This window comes from Paraburkholderia kirstenboschensis (assembly GCF_032806925.1).
GTDB lineage: Bacteria > Pseudomonadota > Gammaproteobacteria > Burkholderiales > Burkholderiaceae > Paraburkholderia > Paraburkholderia kirstenboschensis.
This window is the reverse complement of the sequence record NZ_CP136511.1, coordinates 706,162-727,548: the sequence shown is the minus strand read 5'-3', so window position 1 is coordinate 727,548 and position 21,387 is coordinate 706,162. Positions and strand designations below refer to the sequence as shown.

The window sequence follows — 21,387 nt, the reverse complement described above, 5'->3', positions numbered from 1 at the left end:
GCACTCAGGGCAAGCGCCGCTCCCGCCGCCGTGACGTACAGCGCTGCCTGCGCCACATTCGTCTTGTCGCAGTCCGAATCATTATCCTGCTATCGCACACGCGAATTTCCCCGATCGTCAGCGCGGCTTTGTGCCTGCCGCGCGATCCGTCAAGCCCGGCTCGTCACGATCTACGGCGGCCAGCCAGACCAGCACCGCAAAAGGCATTAGTAGCGCCCAGAACATGACGTACCGATAGGCGAGCGCCCCTGCGCCGAAGCACGCCACCGCATGCAGCGTCTTGCCAAGGCGCGCGCGAGCCGCTGACTTCACCTCCGCCGTCACCTCGGACGAAACGAGTTCGAGTGCATCGAGCACAGACTGCGTGACCTTGCCGGTCATGACAGTATTCGGGACGCCGGCGCGCGCGATCAAACGTCCGTGGGCGTTGTGCACGCCCATCGCTGCGGCGCGGATCATCCCGCATGCGACAGCCGGCACGCTGCTCGCGCTGACCACCGGCGTCACGCCGACTCCAGCCAGACAGAACCCCAGCAGCAGGGCCTGGACGCCATACAGCAAGACCGCGCCGCGACTCGATCCCCAGGATCGCGTCGCCGTCACGATCACGCTGCTCAGCACGACGCCGGCGCTGAACGCGGGAAACGCCATCAGCTTCATCACAACGCCCTGCCCGAAGCCGGCCGCTGCGGCGCCGGTCAGCACGAAGTTGCCGGTCACGTGCGCTGTGAACAGCCCGAAGAGGGCCACGAAGCTCAGCGTAGCCACATAGCCGGCAACGGCCGCGGGCGCGCTGTCCGCGTATTTCATAGTTTGAATCCCGTGACCGACGGCGTGCCGGCGATCAATGGGCCGCCGCGTGAATCTCGGCGATATAGCCGCCTGGAAATTGCACAAGCGCCGCCTCGCGCTTGTCAGCCGAGAACGGCTGGACCAGTATCTTCACGCCCGCGACTTCGGCTTTTTTCAACGTGTCGGCCAGGTCCGTCACTTCGTAGCCGGTCATCTCCCGGCCGAACGGCCACGGGAGATGGCCGTCCGTCGCCAGCACGGTCATCTTGCCGAAGCCTGACTCGATGCGCACGCGCCGGTACGTGTCGCCCGGTCGGCCGATTTCGACGCCCGGCGCGTTGCGCTCATCGGACACGACCTTGCCATGCGAGAACGCGACGAAGTTGTGGATCAGCGAATCGGCGCGTTCCGGCGACACGTAGACGCGGTTATCCGGCACGGTCTGCAGCGGGTCGTAGTTCGGTGCCTGGGTGTGCCAGTACAGTTGCATGCGCACACCGCCCGGCCATTCGATGATCGCGTCACGGCCGATGGGGTCGGGGAACGTCGCGACCGTTACGTCCGCGCCGTGGGCTTTCGCGGCCTTGACCGCAGCATCCATGTCGGTGACGAGATAGCCCGTACGCTCGCCGCCGAACGGCGAGGGAACAGGCGTCTTGAAGCCGAACACCGAAAGCGTGCCGACCGGCGTGAAGACAAGCTGCGACATGGTCTGGCTAGGCGTGGGCGTCACCTGAAACACGCCTTGCTGTGACTTGTGGCCGCCGAAGGTTGCAACGAGACTGTCTGTGAAACGGTCGAAGTCCTCGGGCGCGACATAGACGTGCGTCGTATCGTACTGCGCTCCGACGGCAATGGCCGGCCGCGCCGGATGCGGCGCCGCATGTGCGCCGCTCATCGGCGGCGGAGGCGTCGCGGTGGCGGGAAACGACATCGCGACGCTGGCCGAAAGCAGGGCGGTCGCGATCAGGGAACGGATCATTGGCATGGTATTGAAGTTCCTTTAGGCCAGTTCAAAAACCCCTGAGGGGGCTGTTTACTTTCTCGGCAAACTGTTAACCTTGGATGTCTGAACAAGGGAACCCAAGGGATGGAAGCGCCGATCATTGATGACGAATTGTGGATACTGATCGAACCGTTACTGCCGCCGCCCAAGCCTCGGCGCAAAGAGCATCCTGGTCGCCCACGCGTATCGGATCGGGCGGCGTTGAATGGCATCCTGTTCGTGTTGAAAACCGGTCTGCGATGGAACCACCTGCCGACCGTATTGGGCTTTGGCTCCGGCGCGACCTGCTGGCGACGACTGAACGACTGGCGCAATGCAGGAGTATGGGATCGACTGCACGAACTGCTGCTCGACAAGTTGCGCGAGGCCGGGCAGATCGATCTTTCATACGCTGCTGTCGATTCCTCGTCGGTACGCGCTGTTGGGGCGGGCGAAAAACTGGCCCGAACCCCACGGATCGCTCGCGACCCGGTTCCAAGCACCACATCCTCGTAGACGCCAATGGCGTTCCCATCAGCGCCATCCTGACCGGCGCGAACCGCAACGACGTCACCCAGTTGCTGCCGCTCGTCGACGCGATTCCCCCGATCCGCGGCGCGCGCGGCCGACCACTTCAGAGACCCAAGGTCATCTATGCCGATCGTGGTTACGATTCCGATCCGCATCGTCAACGATTGCGCGAACGCGGCATCAAACCGGTGATCGCAAGGCGCCGCACTGAACATGGCAGTGGTCTGGGCAAATTCCGTTGGGTCGTTGAACGGACTCACTCGTGGCTCCACAACTTCCGTCGTCTTCGCATACGCTTCGATCGTCGAGCTGACATTCACGAAGCATTCTTGAAATTCGGCTGCGCCCTCGTCTGCTGGAACATCTTCAGGCGTACGGAGCAGCCTTTTTGAACTGGCCTCTTAGTGTTTTTGCTGGGAGCGGGCATCGCCGCGCCGGCCATCCAGATCGGAGAGCCACGCCGTCATGACGAGGGCGGCGATCAGCCCGAGGTGTTCGAAAAAACTGTTGGTCGCCGAAAAGCGCGCGTTGCCCGCCGCGTTCCAGAAGTCGTTGGCGACGAGCATGGCGATGGCCGTCAGGCAGGCCAGCCCGCCCGCGCCCAACCAGACCAGCCGGTTCGCGATCACGCAGACCGACCCGCCAAGTTCGACGACGATCGCGAGCGTCGCCCAGAGCCATCCCGGACGAAGCCCGAAATGCTCTTGCTCGGCGACGGCCGCGGAAAAGTGCACGAGCTTGGTTACGCCGCCGAGGACGTACGCGGACACCAGCGCTGCGCGCGCGACCGGCAGGAGCCAGCGCCATCCGAGGATCGTGCTCACCCACTCGGGATTGCGTGCTTTGAGGGTGCTCATGTCAGACCGCCCAGCACGCACAGCCGAGCGCGCCCCAGAATGCGCTCAGGTCCGAGGCCGGCGCATTGCCCGACCACGCGCGCGCATGACTGTGGCCGTGCACCGAGCAGGCGCTGGAGCACCCGCACGCCGCGGCTGCGACCTGTTGCAACGTGGATTCGCCTTCGCCGCGCGAGCCCGCAGCGTCCTTCCACGCCGCGAAGCCGCCGAACCGGCGCACCGGCGACCAGTCGGGCATCGCGGGCGGCGGCGCGCTGTCATCGAGCGGACCGAAATCGCCCACGCCGTACACCACACGTCCGCCGACGATCGTCAGTTCCGATGTCGTCTGCGCGATCTCGTCCTCCGCGTAGGCGAAGAAGTCGCGGTCGGGCACGATCAGATCGGCGAACTGGCCGACTGCAATCTGGCCTTTCTTGCCCTCCTCGTTGGAGAACCAGGTGACCTTTTCGGTCCACATGCGCAGCGCTGTCTCGCGGTCGAGGCAGTTGCGCCGCGGATAGAGACCCAGACCGGCTACCGTCATGCCGGTCACTAGCCACGCAAGCGAGACCCAGGGGTTGTATGAAGCGACCCGCGTCGCGTCGGTGCCGGCTGAGGTCTTCACACCTTTTTCGAGCAGGTTCGCGACCGGTGGTGTGGCCTCGGCCGCTGCCGCCCCGTAGCGCTCGACGAAGTACTCGCCTTGATAGGCCATGCGATGCTGCACCGCCACGCCGCCGCCAAGCGCGGCGATACGGTCCATCGAGCGTTCCGAGATCGTCTCCGCGTGGTCGAAGAACCAGTTGATGCCCTCTAGCGGAATATCGCGGTTGACCTTCTCGAAGACGTCGAGCGCCCGGCTGATCGTCTCGTCGTAAGTGGCATGCAGGCGCCACGGCCAGCGGTTTTCCGCCAGCACACGCACCACTTCTTCGAGCTCACCTTCCATCTGCGGCGGCATGTCCGGGCGCGGCTCACGGAAGTCCTCGAAGTCGGCGGCGGAGTAGACGAGCATTTCTCCCGCGCCGTTGTGCCGGAAGTAGTCGTCCCCCTGCTTGTATTTCGAGGTCCTGGTCCAGTCGAGGAAGTCCTGCTTCTCCGCCTTCGGCTTCTGCGTGAACAGGTTGTAGGCGAGCCGGATGGTCATCTGTCCTTCATCGGCCAGCTTCTGGACGACCTCGTAGTCGTCCGGGTAGTTCTGAAAGCCGCCGCCCGCGTCGATCACGCCCGTGATGCCGAGCCGGTTCAGCTCGCGCATGAAGTGACGCGTCGAATTCAGTTGGTAGTCGAACGGCAGCTTCGGCCCCCGCGCGAGCGTCGCGTAGAGAATCGCCGCGTTGGGCTTCGCGAGCAGCAGTCCGGTCGGGTTGCCCTGGCTATCGCGCATGATCTGGCCACCCGGCGGCTCGGGCGTGTCCTTCGTATAGCCGACGACGCGCAGCGCGGCCGCATTCAGCAGCGCCCGGTCATAGAGGTGAAGGATGAAGACTGGCGTATCCGGCGCTACAGCGTTCAACTCCTCGATGGTCGGCAGCCGTTTCTCGACGAACTGCTGCTCGGTGAAGCCGCCAACCACACGCACCCACTGCGGCGGTGGCGTGACCGCGACCTGGCGCCTGAGCATGTTCATCGCGTCGGCGAGCGAGCGCACGCCGTCCCAGCGCAGCTCCATATTGAAGTTCAACCCGCCGCGTACGACGTGCGTATGGTTGTCGATGAGACCAGGCAGAGCCAGTCGGCCCTTCAAATCGATCACACGAGTCGTCGCACCGGCAAGCGGCACAACTTCGGCATCGTCGCCGACGGCAACGAACCTGCCTTCCCGAATTGCAACGGCGCTCGCGACCGGCTTCGCGCGGTCGAGCGTCGTGAAGCGGCCGTTGCGCAGTATGAGATCGGGAACGGTGTGAGAGGTAGTCATGAGCGTTTCTCCTCGGTGTCGGCCGGTTCGCGTCGCGCCTGTTCTGAAGCCTGGCGGCCCGGCAGAATGCCGAAGACGTGGCTCGTGCAATGGGCGTCGCGCCATGCGGCCGACAGGGTGGTGCCTGACAGCAGGCGCGTCGCAACCGGTATCACCTGCTCGCCGCCCAGCATGCCGAGCAGACCGAGCAGTGCGATGAGCGGTGGTGCCGGCGAGCGCACGTTGATCAGGCTATAGATGAGACCGACGAGGGCGCCGGCTCCCAGAGAGAGCAGATAGAGCTTCATGGGTGTGCTGTCTTCGCTTCGTCGGGTTCGGGTCGGGAACCGGAGGCGGCCCGAGCGTTGCGCCGGGCCGCCTGCGGCGGTTCAGATGGCGGGTGTGGCGCGTCCGGGGATCAGTGGGCCTCGCTGCCGCCGAACATCGTCTTCGCGTAGACCAGGCCGAGCCCATAGCCGCCGCCATGCTCGATCGCGGTGGCAACGGTCTGGTTGTAGGTCTCGCCGCGCGCCCAGTCGCGTTGCAACTCGAGCAGATATTGCAGCGAGGTCATCGGGTGTGCGCCTGCCTGGATCATTCGCTGCATCGCGCGCTCGTGCGCTTCGTCGGTGACGTCGCCGCACGCGTCAGCGATCACATACACTTCGAAACCCTGGTCGAGCGCGGACAGCGCCGGACCGACGATGCACACGCTCGTCCACAGGCCCGCGAACCCAAGGCGCGGCTTGCCGATGGCGTTCACGCGGTCGGCGATGCGGGGGTCTTCCCAGGTGTTCATCGTGGTGCGGTCGATGATCGCCTCGTCGGGAAACACCGAACGGATCTCGTTGAAGATCGGACCGGAGAACGTCTTCGCGGCAACGGTTGTGACAATCGTCGAAACGGCGAACTCCTTCGCCGCCTTCGCCACCAGCGCGGCATTGTTGCGCAGCACGACCGGGTCGATCGACTTCGTGGCAAAGGCCATCTGCGACTGGTGGTCGATGAGGATCAGCGTGTGATCGGAAGGGGACAGCAGCAGCTTTCCGGGCTTGGCTTGAGCTTGGGGCATCATCGTTTCTCGGTTGGAAGTAGTGGACACGCGGCGTCTCGCGGCCCGGACGTATCTTGCGATAGCACGTTCGATAAAAAAATCCCCTTGTCGGGGGACGTCTAGCGCAAGGCGGGGGATAGTCCTTGGGAAGTCCTACTCGCCGCGGGATTGCTTGGGAGACATGCCGTATCTCCGCGTCAGGTAGCGCTTGAGGGACCTCAGCTTGCGACAGTATCAACTGGTCCGGCGCGGCAGCATGGGCATGCCGACCGCCGTGCTCGGCGAGTTCTGGGCGGAACTGCGCGAGAAGAGCCGGGTGCGCATCGACCATCCCGACCTGCCCGCGGATCTCAGCGCGGCCGCCGGCGACCTGGTCGCGACCCTCTGGACGCGCACCACCGTATCGGCCGGAACGGCGCACGACGCGCTGCGTGGCGAAGTCGAGGCGCAGCGGGCGGAGGCGCAGCAGTCGGTCGCCGCCGCCCGGGACGAACTGGGTCGCGTCGAGACCGCGCTCGAGCAGCGCACCGCGGCGCTGCTGGCCGCGCAGGTCGAGATCCGGGAGCTGGACAAGGCGCAGGCCGAAGGTGCCACGCGCAGCACCAGGCGCTGGAGGCGGAAGTGGCGCGGATCCAGGCGGCGCTGGCTGCGCGCGATCGCGAGCTCGTGGGGGTGAGGGAAGGGTTCTCGCGCGATCTGGAAAAACTGCGGGAAGCGGCTGAACGCGCGGAGGAGCGGCTCAGGGCGTCTGGAACGCGCGCGCTGCTGGAAATTGACCGCGAGCGCAGTACCGCAACGAAGCTGCAGAAGGAGCTCGATGAGGGCACGCGTCGCGCGGACCGGAAGGACGCCGACCATCGCCGCGTAATGGAAGCCGTGCAGGCACAGCTGGGCGACGCACGGCATCAGGCGGGCGTGCTGCAAGGTCGGCTGGATGCCGTGCAGGCGGAGAACATGAGGCTGCATGCGGCGGTGATCACGCTGGGCATCAGCACGTAAATTCTGGCGCGCCACCATACGACCAGACCGGCTCAGGCCAGCCCCTGGATGGCGCCCCAGATCAGCATCGAGTCGAGATTCGGGGATATCGCACAACCCATCGAAGCGATCGCGAAGGGACGATGGTCGAGATCAGGAAGCGCTTGTAACCATAGTGCCCGGCCATCCAGACCGAGACCGGTACGCCGAGAAACAGCGCGCAGCTGTAGAGCGTCAGCAGCCAGCTCGCTTCGTCCGCCGATACGCCGAGCGTGCCGGTCTGGTCGGCCAGCACGACATTCATGGTGTCGAACGTATAGAACTCCATCCCGGTCGCGAGACCAAGGCCCATGAGCAGAAGGCGCGTATGCGCCGGCGACATGATGAGTGCCGCCATAGGCGGAGGCCAAGCCGGCATCGAGGTCGGCAGGCAGTGTCACACATTGCAACAGCCTATCCGTATTTGACAGCAGGCGATCACGTGACGAGCCGCAAGGCCACATGCATCCCCGTGGTGACGAGAAGCAGCGTGGCCACGGCCGCCAGATAGAGACCGCCGAACCAGCTCAGACGTCGGCCGCGGGGGCTCATACTTCCCATCCCCCCTCGGGCGTCTTGCCGCGGAAAGTGCGATACGCGAAGGCTGAAGAGGCGAGCACGACCGGCGTGACGATCAGCGCGCCCACCAGCAGGAAGACATGGCTGAGGGTCGACGATGCGGCAGCCCAGAGCGTGAGACGGAAGGGCACGATGCCAGGGAAGGTGCCAAAACCAAGGCCCGCCACGCCCAGCACGAACAGAGCCAGCGCCAGAAAGAAAGGACGTCCGTCGACGCGGCCGCCGATCGCCCGCAGGAGGGTGGCAGTCGTGCCGGCAAACAGAATGGAGATCACGGTCAGCGCGAACGTGTGTGCGGCCCAGGCCGCGCGGATGCCGGGTTGAACCCACGCGGCGGTGACGCAGGTTGCGACCGCGAGGCAGATAAAGGCAGGCGCTGCCAGACGCAGGCAGCGCTCGGCAAATCCACGCAGCCGCGCGGTCGTCTTCAGATGGAGCCAGCCGGCGCCGAGGACAACATAGCCGGCGAGCAAGGTGATGGCAGTCAGCGCGGGGAAGGGCCGGAAGACATCGAATACGCTGCCGCTGAAACGCTCGCCATTGACGGACACCCCCTGAATGAGTCCACCGACGATCACCCCTTGCATGAGCGCGGCCACGATCGAACCGACACCGAACGCCGCGTCCCACAAGCGTCGGCCCTGCTGGACCTGATAACGGAACTCGAACGAAACGCCGCGCAATCCCAGCGCCAGCAACATGACGATTAGCGGTATATAGAACGCCGGAAGCAACACGCCGTAGGCGATGGGGAAGGCGGCGAGCAGCGCGACACCGGCCATGATCAGCCAGGTTTCGTTGCCGTCCCAAGTGGGCATGATCGAATCGACCATGCGGTCACGCAGCCGTTCGTCGGACTGCGCAAGAAGCAGTGAGCCCACGCCCAGATCGAAGCCGTCCAGCAGGACGTAGAGCGACAGCGCGAAGGCGGTGAACAGCGCGGAGAGCAACGGCAGATTCATGGCGGGCTACTCCACGGGTGCCGGGTCGCGGCCGGCAGGATCATTCATCACAGCGGGCTTCAGCGCATGCTTGAGCGAACCGGTGGCCACGGGTTCAGACGGTGCCGTCTGCGGGCCGCGACGAATCATGCGGAAGGTGAAAATCAGGAAAGCCGTCATGAAAAGCGCGTAGATGCAAACGAACGCGATCAGCGTCGAGAGTAGCACGCTTGCGGGTACAGGCGAGACGGCGTCGGCTGTGCGCAGGATGTTGTAGATCACCCAGGGCTGGCGGCCCGTCTCGGCGAGATACCACCCGCCGAGCGTCGCGATCACGCCGGATGGCGTCATCACGACGAGCGCTCGCAGGAACCAGCGCGTGGTGAAGAGGCGGCCCTGCCAGCGCAACCAAAGCGACGCAATACAGACACCGAACATGATGATGGCGAGGACGTACATCGTCCGGAAGCCGTAGAAGACCCAACCCATGACAGGCTGCCGGTCGCGCGGCGTGTTCTTCAATCCTTCGACCCGGCCGTCCAGGCTATGGGTCAGCCAGATGCTTCCGAGGTAAGGGGTGCCGAGCGCGAAACGATTGCGCTGGTTCTCCTGATCCGGGACGATGAACCAGTAATAGGGCGCGGGCGATTGCGACTGTTTCTCCCAGAAGCCTTCTGCAGCCTGCATCTTGGCAGGCTGATGCTCGAGCATTTTCCCGTACAACATGTCGCCGACGAAAACCTGGCAGCCGATCAATAGGGTGGCAAAGGTGAGGCCGATCGAGACAGTCCGGCGTCCGAACGCTTCATGTTCGCCGCGCAGGAGATACCAGGCGCCGACACCGGCAACGAGGAACGACCCGGTGATGTAGGCCGCTAGCAGCATGTGCGGCAGGCGGTAGGGCCAGGAGGGGTTGACGATCACCTTCAGCCAGTCGGTCACCACGACCCGGCCGTGTTCGACCACCACGCCGTCAGGGGTTTGCATCCAGCTGTTGGCCGAGAGGATCCACGATGCCGATAGCAACGTGCCGAGCGCGACCATGCAGGTGGCGAGGAAGTGAAGTTTCGGTCCGACCCGGTTGAAGCCGAACAGCATGATGCCGAGGAACCCGGCTTCCAGGAAAAAGGAAGTCAGGACCTCCAGTCCGATCATCGGGCCGATGGCCGGGCCGGCGGTCTGTCCGAATCTGGCGAAGCCGAGGCCGAATTCGAACGAGAGGACGATTCCGGTGACCACGCCGACCCCGAAGCCCATCGCGAAGATGCCGAGCCAGAAGCGGTAGATTTGCAGATAGACTGGGTCTTTGGTCTTCAGCCACAACCCCTCCATAATGGCCAGAAACGCGGCGAGTCCGATGGAGATCGTCGGAAAGATGATGTGAAAGCTGACGGTGAACGCGAACTGGACGCGCGCGAGGATGGCGGAGTCGAGGCTCACGGCTGTTTCCGTTCGGTTTGTGGGCGCCGGGAGATCGTCATGGCTAGCGCGACGAAGAGTGCGAGCGCGATGATCGCCGCGGACAGACCGAAGACGCCGATGATGAAGAAGAAGAAGGCGATGCCTAGCGCGGCCGCAAAGACCGCCCCCAGCAAGCGCCACGGGGATGTGAACGTAGCATTCATGGTTGCTCTCGTCGGTCCGGGAACACAGTCAAATTCCAATGCGAATCATGGCGTTAAATATCCATTTGGTTGAGACCGCTGTATTTGGCCAGCGTTTGCGCACGCCAGCGACTCCGATAGGATCCCTAAAGTCATCGGACTGTGGTCGCTTCAGTGTTCTACCTGGTTTCGATGTTAGCTGGCTGGATGTCTGACCGCTATTACATGAATCTGGAATCAACCCAGCGAGGCTATTGGCGCTCGACGCTTGTTGAGCAGCGACGCTAGGCGTGGACACGCGGCGTCTCGCGGCCCGGACGTATCTTGCGATAGGACGTTCGATGAAAAAATCCCCTTGTCGGGGGATGTCTAGCGCAAGGCGGGGATAGTCCTTGGGAAGGCCTACTTGCCGCGGGATTGCTCGGGAGACATGCCATATTTCCGCAGGTAGCGCTTGAGGGACCTCAGCTTGCGACCGTCTTCCAGATCTAAACGGTCGCGATTCTTGATCGCTGACGGTCAACTGGTTGCGGGTTTTTCGAGCTGGTCGAATTTGTCTGCCAACCCCGCGCAGACTGGGTTTTTGAGCGTCAGGTGAAAATCGGCTAAAGTCCAGATTTCTGGACGCATCGAATTACGGGTAAGCCCAGATGGCAAGCGATTCCGACGAAATTGAGCGAGGCGCAGTTCAGGGAGTTTATCTTGCCACACCTGAGTCGTGGCCGACGCGGACCGCCGCCGACACTGTCGTTGCACGAGATCTTCAACTACACCCGGAAAGCACAGGAATACTGTCCACAACAGCGCACGCCGTTGCAGCAAACGCTCCTTGAGCGACAGAAGAGTGCCACCCCAGGCGACCAGCAGCATGATGAGGCTACACGCTACCATGACCCTGAACGTGAAGAAAGGGATGACGACCGGCGGTCGCTCGCTGCGCGGAAAATTAGTGAGTCCGACCTCCTTCGAATCGAGCGTCATTGATGCAATCAGGCTGCCCAACACCGGCACCGAGATCGCATAGTCGTTCTTTTCGTGTACCTCGTCAGGCCACGCGATCAGCACTTCGGCTGCCAGCTGTTCGTCATGCCAGCGCGCCTCGATCGCTGCGAACACCCGCGAAGGCTACTTCTGCGATCCGATCCACGACGGCATCGCGACATGGCCGGCTGGAAGATGATCGGCTTCCCCGGCGCGCGCGCCGATTTCATGGACTTCGTCAACCAGAACGGCGTGGCCTATCCGTACGGCCCGTGTCGATTCAAGGAAAGCGCACGTAATGACTACGCAAACCAAACCGCACGTCGATGCGGTGATCATCGGCTTCGGCTGGACCGGTGCGATCCTCGCGAAGGAACTCACCGAGGCCGGCCTCAAAGTGGTCGCGCTCGAACGCGGCGAGTATCGCGACACCTATCCGGACGGCGCGTATCCGAACACGATCGACGAGCTGACCTACAACGTCCGCAAGAAGCTGTTCCTCGATCTCTCGAAGACCACGGTCCCGATCCGTCATACGCCAAACGATACCGCCCTGCCGTATCGCCAGTTTAGCCGCGTTTCTGCCGGGCGAAGGCGTCGGCGGAGCGGGCCTGCACTGGTCGGGCGTGCATTTCCGCATCACGCCGGAAGAGCTGCGCCTGAAAAGCCACTACGAGGAACGTTACGGCAAGCGCTTCATTCCCGAAGGCATGACGATCCAGGATTACGGCGTCAGCTACGACGAACTCGAACCGCACTTCGATTTCGCGGAGAAAGTGTTCGGCACTTCAGGCCAGGCGTACAAGGTCAACGGCAAGGTAGTGGGCGACGGCAACGTGTTCGAAGCGCCGCGCAGCGACAACTTTCCGCTCGCCGCTCAACTGAACACGTATTCGGCGGAGCGCTTCGGCAACGCCGCGCGCGAACTCGGGTTGAATCCGTACCATCTGCCATCGTCGAATACGTCGGGGCCGTATACCAACCCGTATGGCGTGCAGATGGGCCCGTGCAACTTCTGCGGCTTCTGCAGCGGCTACGCGTGCTACATGTATTCGAAGGCGTCGCCGAATCTCAACATTCTGCCCGCACTGAAGCAGTTGCCGAACTTCGAGTTGCGTTCGCGCTGCCACGTGCTGCGCGTCGAACTCGACGACACGAAAAAGCGTGCCAAGGGCGTGACGTATGTCGATCCCGCGGGCAACGAAGTGTTCCAGCCGGCCGATCTGGTGATCGTCGCGGCGTTCCAGTATCACAACGTCCATCTGCTACTGCTGTCGGGCATCGGCAAGCCGTATGACCCGATTCCGGCGAAGGCGTGGTCGGCCGCAATTTCGCGTACCAGAACCTCTCGACCATCACCGCGTTCTTCGACAAGGACACCTTCACCAATCCGTTCATGGGCGCGGGCGGCAACGGCGTCGCGGTCGACGACTTCAACGCCGACAACTTCGATCACGGTCCGCTCGGCTTCGTCGGCGGTTCGCCGTTGTGGGTGAACCAGGCGGGCACCAAGCCGATCAGCCGCATCGCCACGCCGGCCGGCACGCCGAACTGGGGCGCCGACTGGAAGAAGTCGGCAAAGGACCACTACGCGCACACCATTTCGATGGACGCGCACGGCAGCAACATGTCGTACCGCGACGTGTTCCTCGACCTCGATCCGACTTAAGGCGATCGTGTGAAATTCGGCACTCGAAGTTGAGACGACTACGATGGCCACGACGGGCAAGACGCCGCACAAGACATTACCGCCAGGCATCGCGAAAGTGCTGAAGCCACTGCACCATCCATTGGATGGGCACTGTCAGGTTGATGGGGGAGGCGGCAGTAGAATGAAGTGATGCAAAAAACGAAATCGCTTTATCACGGTCACCGCTTCCCCGCTGTCGTCATCAGCTGCGCGGTTCGGTGGTATTTCCGGTTTAGCCTGAGCCTGCGCGACGTCGAGGAGTTGTTGCTCGAGCATGTTGTGGTGGTCACGTACGAAACGATCCGTTGCTGGTGTGACAAGTTCGGCACTGGATTCGGTCAGTGCGCGAAAGCGGCGCGGCCTAGGCCGGGCAGCATATGGCATCTGGACGAGATGTTTGTGACGCTGTGCGGCGACCCGGATCTGTTGTGGGGAGCGGTCGACGAGCACGGTGCTGAACTCGCTTCTTCCGGCGGGTGCAGTGTTCAAACCCGGTGCCGCGCAAGATCGTGACCGACCAGTTGCGCAGCTATCCGGCGGCGCAGGCTGACATTCCTGAGCTCGCTCATGTAAAACACGTTTTCGTCAAGGCGGCTGCACGGGTGAACAACCGTGCCGAGAACAGCCACCAGCCGACCCGCAGGCGCGAACGCCAGATGTGCGGCTTTCGCGATGCGCGTCGCGCGCAAGTGTTTCTCTCATGCTTTGGCCCGATCCGGCAGCACTTCGCGCTGCCCAGACATCGGATGAACGCGGCATGTCATCGTGCCGTACTCCAGGAACGCTTCGTCACATGGCATGGGTGGACTTTCACTACCGCATCTCAGAAAACTATTTAATAGGTATAACTAAGCGTTAACAAAAAAGTTGTCTATAGCCGTCGACTTGGCAAAGCCCTGCAGAGAGGAGCACCAGGTTTCGTCGATGGGGACACGTTGCTGAACCTGCCGGATAGTACGCTTGAATTGTTTCGGTCGCCCGAGAGCGCATGTGAAACGAGTCACGAGTTCGTAACGCGTTCGTGCCTGCAATAACCTTTTATTCAAAGCTGATCGCGTTACTTTCAGAGAGTAGCGTTTCCAAATTTGGTGATGTCGACTTCAGACGGGGAGGGATATATGGGTGGAAAAGAAAGTACGCGACAAGGCGCTTTTCTAGCAGTGTGGGATCGGGTGATCGCCGCTCTGGTCACGTTCAGCGGCGCGGCGATGGCGCTCCGTGGCATCTGGCTGCTGGTACTGGGCGGATCTCCGTACTACGTGATTGCGGGCGTCCTATTCGCGTGGGCTGGGGTGTTGTTGTGCCGGCGACGCTTGAAAGGTGCGTGGCTATTCGGACTGGCCTACGCCATTAGTCTGGTATGGACGCTCTATGAAACGGCGGCGCGTCTGTGGGGCTGGGTGCCCCGGATGGGCTTCATCACCGGACTAGCGTTCTTCGTCGCGCTCATGCTGCCTCGGCTCGTCGACGGCGCAGGACGGACAGGCAACAGGCGGCGCTGGTCCAGGGTGCTCGCGGGCGCATGCGTTGCCTTCGCGGGCATTACGTTCGCGCTGTCGTTCATCCCACAGGCTACCATCTCGGCCATCGCGCCGGTATCGACGGCTCCCCTCGTCGTCGACGGGGGCACACGCGCGGCACAGCGCGCCGCGCAGGCAAATTCGGACTGGGCTCATTACGGCCGGGACACCGACGCGACCCGTTACTCGCCACTCAATCAGATCAATGCCGATAACGTTAAGAATCTACAGGTGGCGTGGGTGTATCACACCGGCGATTTGCCGCCTAAGGACAAGCTAAACAAATGGGCCGCGGAAATGACGCCGATCAAGCTCGGCGACGGCGTCTACCTGTGTACCGCAACGAACAATCTCGCGAAACTGGATCCCGTCACCGGCAAAGCAATCTGGACCCACAACGTGGGGACGCAATACGAGAGCGTGCCGTATACGGCCGCTTGCCGCGGCCTCGCGCATTACGTGTCGGCCGCCGTTGCGGCGGGATCGCTGTGCCACGAGAAAATTATCGAAGGCACCATCGACGGCCGGCTGATCGCCGTCGACGCGGCGACCGGCAAATCCTGCGAGAATTTCGGCACGCACGGCGAAGTCAGCTTGCTCAAGGGCCTGGGCGAGACGGTCCCGGGATTTGTCGCGATGACGTCGCCGCCTGTGATTGTCAAGGGAACGGTGGTGGTCAATCACGAGGTGCTGGACGGCCAGCGGCGCTGGGCGCCGTCAGGCGCGATCCGCGGCTTCGATGCGGACACCGGAGCCTTCAAATGGGCCTGGGACGTCAATCGCCCAGGGCAGCGCGGTGAGCCGGGCCCCGGCGAGCATTTCAGCCGTGGCACGCCGAACTCGTGGGGGCCGATGGTCGGTGACGAGAGTCTCGGGATGGTCTATATCCCGACGGGCAACTCGGCAGCCGACTACTTCAGCGCGACGCGTTCGCCGAACGAGAATCGCGTGGCGTCGTCGATCGTCGCATTGGACGCCGCAACGGGCGAGGAGCGGTGGGTGTTCCAAACCGCTCATAAAGACGTCTGGGACTACTACATTGGTTCGCAGCCGACGCTTTTCGAATATCCGACCGACGCAGGCCCGGTGCCGGCAATGGTGATCCCGACAAAGCGTGGTCAACTGTTCGTCGTCAATCGCCGGGATGGCAAACCGCTAACGCCCGTCGTCGAGCGTCCTGCCCCGCAGGGCAACGTGCCGGGCGATCCGCGCGCGCCAACACAGCCGTGGTCCATCGGCATGCCGCGTCTCGGCTTCGCCGATCTGCAGGAAAAGACGATGTGGGGGATGACACCGTTCGACCAACTGTACTGTCGGATCAAGTTCCGTCAAGCACACTACATAGGCGAGTTCACTCCCCCTGGCACAGACAAGCCGTGGATTGAGTATCCGGGTTACAACGGCGGCAGTAATTGGGGCAGCGTCGCGTATAACCCGAACACAGGCGTGCTGATTGCAAACTGGAACAACACCCCGATGTACGACCAACTGCTGACGCGTAAACAGGCGGACGAGATCGGTCTGTACTCAATCGACGATCCACGCCATACGGAAAAATCGGGCGCCGAAGGTCCGGGGGCGATGGCGGAGACGCCGTACGGAATCGACGTTCAGCCGTTCCTGATGCCGTTCACGCAGGTGCTGTGCAATGAGCCACCGTATGGGATGATCACGGCGATCGACATGCATAGCCGCCGGGTCGTCTGGCAACATCCGCTCGGCACAGCACGATCCAACGGGCCGTTTGGCTTACCCACCTTCATGCCGATTGAGGTGGGAACGCCGAACAACGGTGGGCCGATTATCACCGCGGCCAATCTGATATTCGTCGCGGCCGCGACCGACAACCAGATCCGGGCGATCAATATCCGCACGGGCGAGGTATTGTGGAGCGCGGTCCTGCCGGGCGGCGGACAGGCGACACCGATGACCTATTCGGCGAACGGCAAGCAATATATCGTGATCATGGCGGGCGGGCATCACTTCATGCGTACGCCCGTGAGCGATGCGCTGGTGGCGTTCGCATTGCCGGATGAAGCAGCCATCCCGAAACCGGCAGTCCCGTGAGCCGGTTCCGGAGCATTCGGTCAATCCACTGTTGGCGCCGCGTCGGATCACCCATCCGTTACGCAGCGCTGACGTCGTTTCCCTGCGGTTGGCTTGCGCAACTGAGAACGCTTGGTTGCGGATCAGCATTTCCGCCGTGCCGTTTTCGGGGAATACGAGAATGCCGAAACGCAGCTGTGGCTGGGCCATCATCTTTCAGGTGTGGGATGGGGATTCGTGCTGTGTAACGGTGACTGCATCGCGCCGGTGCTGTGGCGAACGTTGACCAGGACTTGGAGTTACTTGCTTCTTTTTTATACCGTAGGTATTGGGAGTCCACCAGAACCGCGAGCGAAAACAGGGTAACTGGCTACAACAAATATGTCATACCAGGTGGCCGCTACGCCTCGTAGTATGCATTCTCAAGTTTCGGAACGTCAGGGCAGTACTCAACGATCTGTGCGAATCACGGCGAACAATGAATGGGTGCTTGCAGATCATGAACGGCACGACTGGCGGCGGCAAGCTCTTCTCGCGCCGCGCGTATATAGGCCTCAAGAGCGAGACGTGGGGCCAGTTGCAGGCCGGGCGCAATCTTTTTATCGATAGCGACGGCGTCTGCGGATTCGATCCGTTCGTGCAGCAGGGCGTGTCATCGGCTTCGCTCGTGCGCGGACGCAATTGGCAGCAGACCAGCAACAACGTCGAGTACCACAGCCCGGTCTTCCATGACTTTGACGTTCAGGGCCAGTCTGCTTTTGGCAATCAGGCTAGCGGCTTCAACAACGGCGCCGAAGGCGACTTCGGCCGCTCGGACGGCATCATGCTCACGTACCATTCTCCTCTCTTCGACGTGCGCGGCATCTACGACGGGCTACGCGATTCGAGCGGACGCTTCTCCAACATCTTCACGGCCTCGCGCGAGTATTTCGTCGGTGCAGACGTGCGCGCGCAGAAGTTCAAGATCCAGGCTGCCTACACGCACTACGCGGCGCCCGATTCGCCCGCAGGCGTGGCCGACAGCGCTGACCACTACTGGCTGGGCGCCACGTATGAGGCCACGCCGCGCTGGGCCGCGACGGCGGGGGACAACTACCTCCGCGCGTTCGCCGTGACCAACGGTGAGCAGCTGTGGCAGGCCCGCCTGCCCGCAGGCGGTCAGGCCACGCCTATGAGCTATTCGATCAACGGCCGTCAGTACGTTGTGATCGCGGCGGGCGGCCATGGCTCGTTCGGCACAAAGCTCGGCGACTTTGTGATTGCCTATGCGCTGCCGCAGCGATAGCAGCACACACCGCGTTCCAGGTTCCAGAATGATCCAATCACGCCTGGCGCCGCGAGTCTGCGTCGTGCTGGTTTCGATCGCGGTGCACGCGACTCTCGCGCATGCGCAAAGTGCCGTCACGCTCTATGGCGCGCTTGACACGAGCATTGAAATCACCAACCCGGGCGCGGGCTACGTTGCGCGCATGGATTCCGGCGCTTATCGTGGATCGCGCTTCGGCCTGCGCGGTGCCGAGGACGTCGGCAATGACGTCAAGATCCTGTTCAACTTGGAGAACGGCTTCAGTTCGGCCGACGGTTCCTTCGCCGTCGCGAACACGGCCTTCAACCGCCAGGCCTGGATCGGATTAGATACGCTTTACGGCACCGTGCGTATCGGCCGCCAGTACTCGCCTATCTATATCCCGTTCAAGGGCCAGCTCGATGCTTTCGAGGCAGGCACGATCGCTTCGGGTCTCGACAATCTCTCGAAGATCACGCCGTACGAGAGCAATGCGATCACCTATCTCTCGCCCGAATTGCACGGCTTCTCCACGACCATCCTGGCATCCCTACGCGACAGCGGCGACGACGACGGCAATGGGCTCGCCGGCCACATCGAGACCTTCACATGGCGCGAGGGGCCTTTTCGCATCTCGTACGCGCATCAACAGACGCACGGCAGCGGCGCGCTGCGCGCCAACCTGGGCGGCGTCTCGTATGTGTTCGGTCCGGTCACGAGCTTTCTATCGTTCTTCAACGGCGATGGTGGTACGCCGCGATATCACAACGACGGTGTATCCGTTTCCGCGCGCTACGCGCTCAATACACGCTTTCGCGCCTCACTCGGCTACGCCTATTTGCGTGACCGCTCGGGTGGTGACAACAATGCCGACCAGTGGAGCGCGGCATGCGAGTACGACGTCTCAAGGAGCGCGCTGCTCTATGCGAGCGCCGGTTGGTTACGCAATCACGGCCAAGGCGAGTTCACGCTGCGCGGAGTGAACGTGACGGGCCTCGCGCCTTCCTGGCCAGGGGCCTCCGTGCGGGGCGTACAGTTCGGGATGATCGACCGTTTCTAGCGTTGCGCTGTCGGAAAGCGTGAGACGCTTTTTTCTGAATTGCGCTTTGTCGCGCAGCGCCTTCGATTGCTGCGCCCGCCTGACGCTCATTCAGAACGACAGAGCGCTCCCGCCGACTCGCTCTACATGTGTCCCAGCATCTTCGATGGGAAGATGGTCAATTGTACGACGGTACCGACACCCATGGCTGGCGGCGAATCTTAGGCCTGGAAGGGATTGGGTTCCAGGATGTATGAACTGTGGACTTGCCCCTGCATGACCGGACATGACCAACTGTCGGGTCATGCAGGGGCAAGTCCAGAACATTAAGAATTGTCTCTTTCGAATCGTCTCTAGGGATATCCATCGTAACCCTCTCCCGGCGCCTACTCCTCACGCTGTCGGTTGCCCTGCTGGCCCTGATTTTCTTCGGAGCTCTCGGCCTGTGGCGGCTCAACCAGGCACAACAGCGCTTCGAATATGTCCAGGTCAATGTCATTCCCAGCATCATGGAGCTTGGAGATGCCAAGTCCGAATTGGGCAACTACGCGCGGTTGAACTATCAGTATCTTCTGAGTACCGATGACGCCGGTAGGGCCTCCGGCGAACGAGCGATCAACGCTCTCAACCGACGGGGGCATGGTGCGCAATGCGTTCGCGAAAACGTAAAATTCTCTATCGTCACGAGAGACGATGTAGCAAGGCAGTCACCCTCCGAAGCAGATGCGTGCCGGGAGGGTAGCGGTCGGCAAAGTTTGGGCGCCCGACTCGGATGGCAGTGGTGCTTTTACGGTGAAGTCTACTGGCGCCAATACGCCGAAACACTTGTGGCTCCCAAACACCGAAAAGAGTCCTGGCGCCTTAGCGGCGAAAGTTCACACCCATGACGCTGTGTTGAGCGCACCCTACCCCAGCAGCACCATACCCGACGCCAGTAGCAAGTGACACAAAATTGATTGCACCGCGGTTCCCCTCGCTCTGTCTGCTGTAATTGCAACGACGCACCTTCGTTCCCGCCGTTCAACTGTGCGGTCACCAGGCACCCGCATCTGGACCGGTTCGGCTCTGATGTAGAGAACTCGCACAAACTCGGACAAGCGGCTCAGGCGCGCTCGAAATCGCGGCATGCTGTCACGTTCGAAGCTCGGGAATAAAGCGGACGCTGGCGTGGTTATCTCAGTGTACGCAGCACGATCGACAGGTCGCAGGGTTCCGCTACCGACAGCTGATCGCCGTGAGCTGCGGCAGAAATGGAAGGAGGCGAACATGAACATCGCCGAGAAGTCCCTACGGTTCCTGGTAGAAAAATGGCTTGCGCCGACTCCGACGACGCGGCTCCGCGTAATTCAATTCGGCCGTACCGGTCGCGAGAGGAGACGCTATGTGCGAGTCGAGGCCCTGGCCCCGAGCGGTTCGCATGCGATTTTCTTCTTTCGACACAATGACGGCTGCTGGTGTGTATTTCCGCCCGCGATTGCACGCCCCGCATTAACGGGGCATCGGCTCGCAGCGTAGGGGAGCGCCATACGGTAGATCGAGCATCAAGTAAAAACGGAGACCACCGCTTTCCTGAACAACCAGAAAATCTTTAAGCGTGCCGCCATGCCCCCGTCGCAGCGGGGCAGAGGCGGTCTTTTACAACGTGGTGCCGTGCCTACCGTGGTCACACCGGCGTGTGCCCAGTGGGTAACCTGATCCAGATGCGCGATAACAGCAGGACAATCGAAGGGCACTGTTCGTTTTCTCGCAATGGCATCAAACGAAATCACCGCATACATGGAGAGCGGGTCGCAGCGTTAAAAAAGGCCCTGCTGCGCGCGCATGTCAATGTGTACGACCCGACCGTTCGCCCCGGCAATGATGGCGAGCGCGCAATCCATTTTTTTGCGCGGCATACTCCACGGCTTCGCGCAGGATTTCCACCTCCATCGTTTTCTTGCCCAGCAGCCGTTGAAGCTCCCTTACCTGCTTGAGCGCGTCGCTCAGCTCCGAGGCCGGCACGACTTCCTCGCCAGCGCTGACCGCAGATAAGCTGCCGTCGTGGTACAGCTTGCGCCAACGAAACAATTGATTCGGATTCACGCCGTGCTGGCGTGCCACCATCGAGACCGTCTTGCCCGGCTCGAAACTCTCCCGCACCGTCGCCAGCTTCTCATCCGCTGACCACCGCCGCCGGCGCTCCGGCCCAGACAGAACTTCCATCACTTCTTGCTTGTTGTTAGTCAAAAACACAGTCGTATGCCTACCCGCTATTGTAAGTGGGAGACTGTGTCCGGACTTTCAGGGGGCCGCTCCAACATCGATCCCGCGAATTTCCACTAGGCATCGTTATGCAAACTACGGAAGATTTGCAAATGGCGCGGGTCGAGCATTGGCGGCATTGGCCTTGCGTCCGGAGATCGCAGTGTCGAAGGGGTAGCCGATGTCCGCTGCGCACTGCACCGGCCAAATTCCAGAAGGTTGCACCCACTCGGCTACGGGGTATAAAACGGGGCAACCGTTAATAATGCGATAACGCGAGGGTATTTCGGAGCGCCCCCTGCACGACCGGATAGTGCAGCCCCCAGTGCAGAAGTCAGACGTT

Annotated in this window: 15 protein-coding genes and 6 pseudogenes; 9 read left to right on the top strand and 12 right to left on the bottom strand. The window is 62.2% G+C overall.

The window, feature by feature from the left end; genetic code table 11:
• Positions 1-117 precede the first annotated feature (117 nt).
• Together RW095_RS03665 and RW095_RS03660 are read right to left on the bottom strand one after the other, a co-directional pair.
• A complete protein-coding gene (locus tag RW095_RS03665; RefSeq protein ID WP_317016463.1) occupies positions 118-810 on the bottom strand; it encodes a YoaK family protein in 693 nt (230 codons plus the stop codon).
• Between the two features lie 34 nt (positions 811-844).
• On the bottom strand, positions 845-1,780 hold the full coding sequence (locus tag RW095_RS03660) for a glyoxalase (protein WP_317016462.1): 936 nt from the start codon (positions 1,778-1,780) through the stop codon (positions 845-847).
• 102 nt (positions 1,781-1,882) lie between these two features.
• Here RW095_RS03660 and RW095_RS03655 point away from each other — a divergent pair.
• A protein-coding gene (locus RW095_RS03655) for an IS5-like element ISRme6 family transposase (protein ID WP_317015035.1) occupies positions 1,883-2,700 on the top strand; the annotation gives its coding sequence in 2 pieces (ribosomal slippage) (positions 1,883-2,231 and positions 2,231-2,700; 819 coding nt in all).
• A gap of 9 nt (positions 2,701-2,709) precedes the next feature.
• On the opposite strand, the gene RW095_RS03650 is transcribed toward RW095_RS03655, so the two are convergent.
• The 4 genes from RW095_RS03650 to RW095_RS03635 form a co-directional block, all read right to left on the bottom strand.
• Positions 2,710-3,165 carry a DoxX family protein gene (locus RW095_RS03650; protein WP_317016460.1) on the bottom strand — a complete coding sequence of 152 codons (456 nt, stop codon included), beginning with the start codon at positions 3,163-3,165 and terminating at the stop codon, positions 2,710-2,712.
• Position 3,166: 1 nt separating this feature from the next.
• Positions 3,167-5,068, bottom strand: a complete 1,902-nt coding sequence (locus RW095_RS03645; protein WP_317016459.1) for an amidohydrolase — start codon at positions 5,066-5,068, stop codon at positions 3,167-3,169.
• Complete coding sequence (locus RW095_RS03640; RefSeq protein WP_317016457.1) at positions 5,065-5,355, bottom strand: XapX domain-containing protein; 291 nt, start codon at positions 5,353-5,355, stop codon at positions 5,065-5,067. The genes RW095_RS03645 and RW095_RS03640 overlap by 4 nt, the downstream gene beginning before the upstream one ends.
• Before the next feature lie 110 nt (positions 5,356-5,465).
• Positions 5,466-6,119, bottom strand: a complete 654-nt coding sequence (locus RW095_RS03635; protein ID WP_317016736.1) for a hydrolase — start codon at positions 6,117-6,119, stop codon at positions 5,466-5,468.
• Positions 6,120-6,327: 208 nt separating this feature from the next.
• On the opposite strand from RW095_RS03635, the pseudogene RW095_RS03630 reads away from it, so the two are divergent.
• Positions 6,328-7,064 (top strand): annotated as a pseudogene (locus tag RW095_RS03630) (DNA-binding protein); the annotation flags it as partial.
• 97 nt (positions 7,065-7,161) lie between these two features.
• Here the strand turns inward: RW095_RS03630 and RW095_RS03625 are convergent.
• The 5 genes from RW095_RS03625 to RW095_RS03605 all read right to left on the bottom strand — a co-directional run bounded on the left by RW095_RS03625 (position 7,162) and on the right by RW095_RS03605 (position 11,307).
• Positions 7,162-7,461, bottom strand: coding sequence for a hypothetical protein (locus tag RW095_RS03625; protein WP_317016456.1), 300 nt, complete (start codon positions 7,459-7,461; stop codon positions 7,162-7,164).
• A gap of 205 nt (positions 7,462-7,666) precedes the next feature.
• Positions 7,667-8,659 (bottom strand): cytochrome d ubiquinol oxidase subunit II, encoded by a 993-nt coding sequence (cydB, locus tag RW095_RS03620; protein WP_317016454.1) that lies wholly within the window; start codon positions 8,657-8,659, stop codon positions 7,667-7,669.
• Positions 8,660-8,665: 6 nt separating this feature from the next.
• Positions 8,666-10,078: a cytochrome ubiquinol oxidase subunit I gene (locus RW095_RS03615; protein ID WP_317016453.1), complete on the bottom strand. Its 1,413-nt coding sequence runs from the start codon at positions 10,076-10,078 to the stop codon at positions 8,666-8,668.
• A complete protein-coding gene (locus RW095_RS03610) occupies positions 10,075-10,263 on the bottom strand; it encodes a hypothetical protein (protein ID WP_317016451.1) in 189 nt (62 codons plus the stop codon). The genes RW095_RS03615 and RW095_RS03610 overlap by 4 nt, the downstream gene beginning before the upstream one ends.
• Before the next feature lie 498 nt (positions 10,264-10,761).
• Positions 10,762-11,307, bottom strand: a complete 546-nt coding sequence (locus RW095_RS03605) for a cytochrome ubiquinol oxidase subunit I (protein WP_317016734.1) — start codon at positions 11,305-11,307, stop codon at positions 10,762-10,764.
• A 46-nt stretch (positions 11,308-11,353) separates the two neighbouring features.
• Here RW095_RS03605 and RW095_RS03600 point away from each other — a divergent pair.
• The 7 genes and pseudogenes from RW095_RS03600 to RW095_RS03570 all read left to right on the top strand — a co-directional run.
• Positions 11,354-11,522, top strand: a pseudogene (locus RW095_RS03600) (gluconate 2-dehydrogenase subunit 3 family protein); the annotation flags it as partial.
• Positions 11,522-12,889 (top strand): annotated as a pseudogene (locus tag RW095_RS03595) (GMC family oxidoreductase); the annotation flags it as partial. The pseudogenes RW095_RS03600 and RW095_RS03595, both read left to right, overlap by 1 nt.
• A 174-nt stretch (positions 12,890-13,063) precedes the next feature.
• Positions 13,064-13,752, top strand: a pseudogene (locus RW095_RS03590) (IS6 family transposase).
• Between the two features lie 279 nt (positions 13,753-14,031).
• On the top strand, positions 14,032-16,500 hold the full coding sequence (locus RW095_RS03585) for a membrane-bound PQQ-dependent dehydrogenase, glucose/quinate/shikimate family (RefSeq protein WP_317016450.1): 2,469 nt from the start codon (positions 14,032-14,034) through the stop codon (positions 16,498-16,500).
• Positions 16,501-16,972: 472 nt separating this feature from the next.
• Positions 16,973-17,647 (top strand): annotated as a pseudogene (locus tag RW095_RS03580) (porin); the annotation flags it as partial.
• A gap of 145 nt (positions 17,648-17,792) precedes the next feature.
• Entirely contained in the window at positions 17,793-18,824 is a 1,032-nt protein-coding gene (locus RW095_RS03575; protein WP_317016448.1) for a porin, read from the top strand.
• 311 nt (positions 18,825-19,135) lie between these two features.
• A complete protein-coding gene (locus tag RW095_RS03570; RefSeq protein WP_317016732.1) occupies positions 19,136-19,690 on the top strand; it encodes a Tar ligand binding domain-containing protein in 555 nt (184 codons plus the stop codon).
• Positions 19,691-20,653: 963 nt separating this feature from the next.
• Here the strand turns inward: RW095_RS03570 and RW095_RS03560 are convergent.
• A pseudogene (locus tag RW095_RS03560) lies at positions 20,654-21,005 on the bottom strand (transposase); the annotation flags it as partial.
• Between the last annotated feature and the right edge of the window lie 382 nt (positions 21,006-21,387).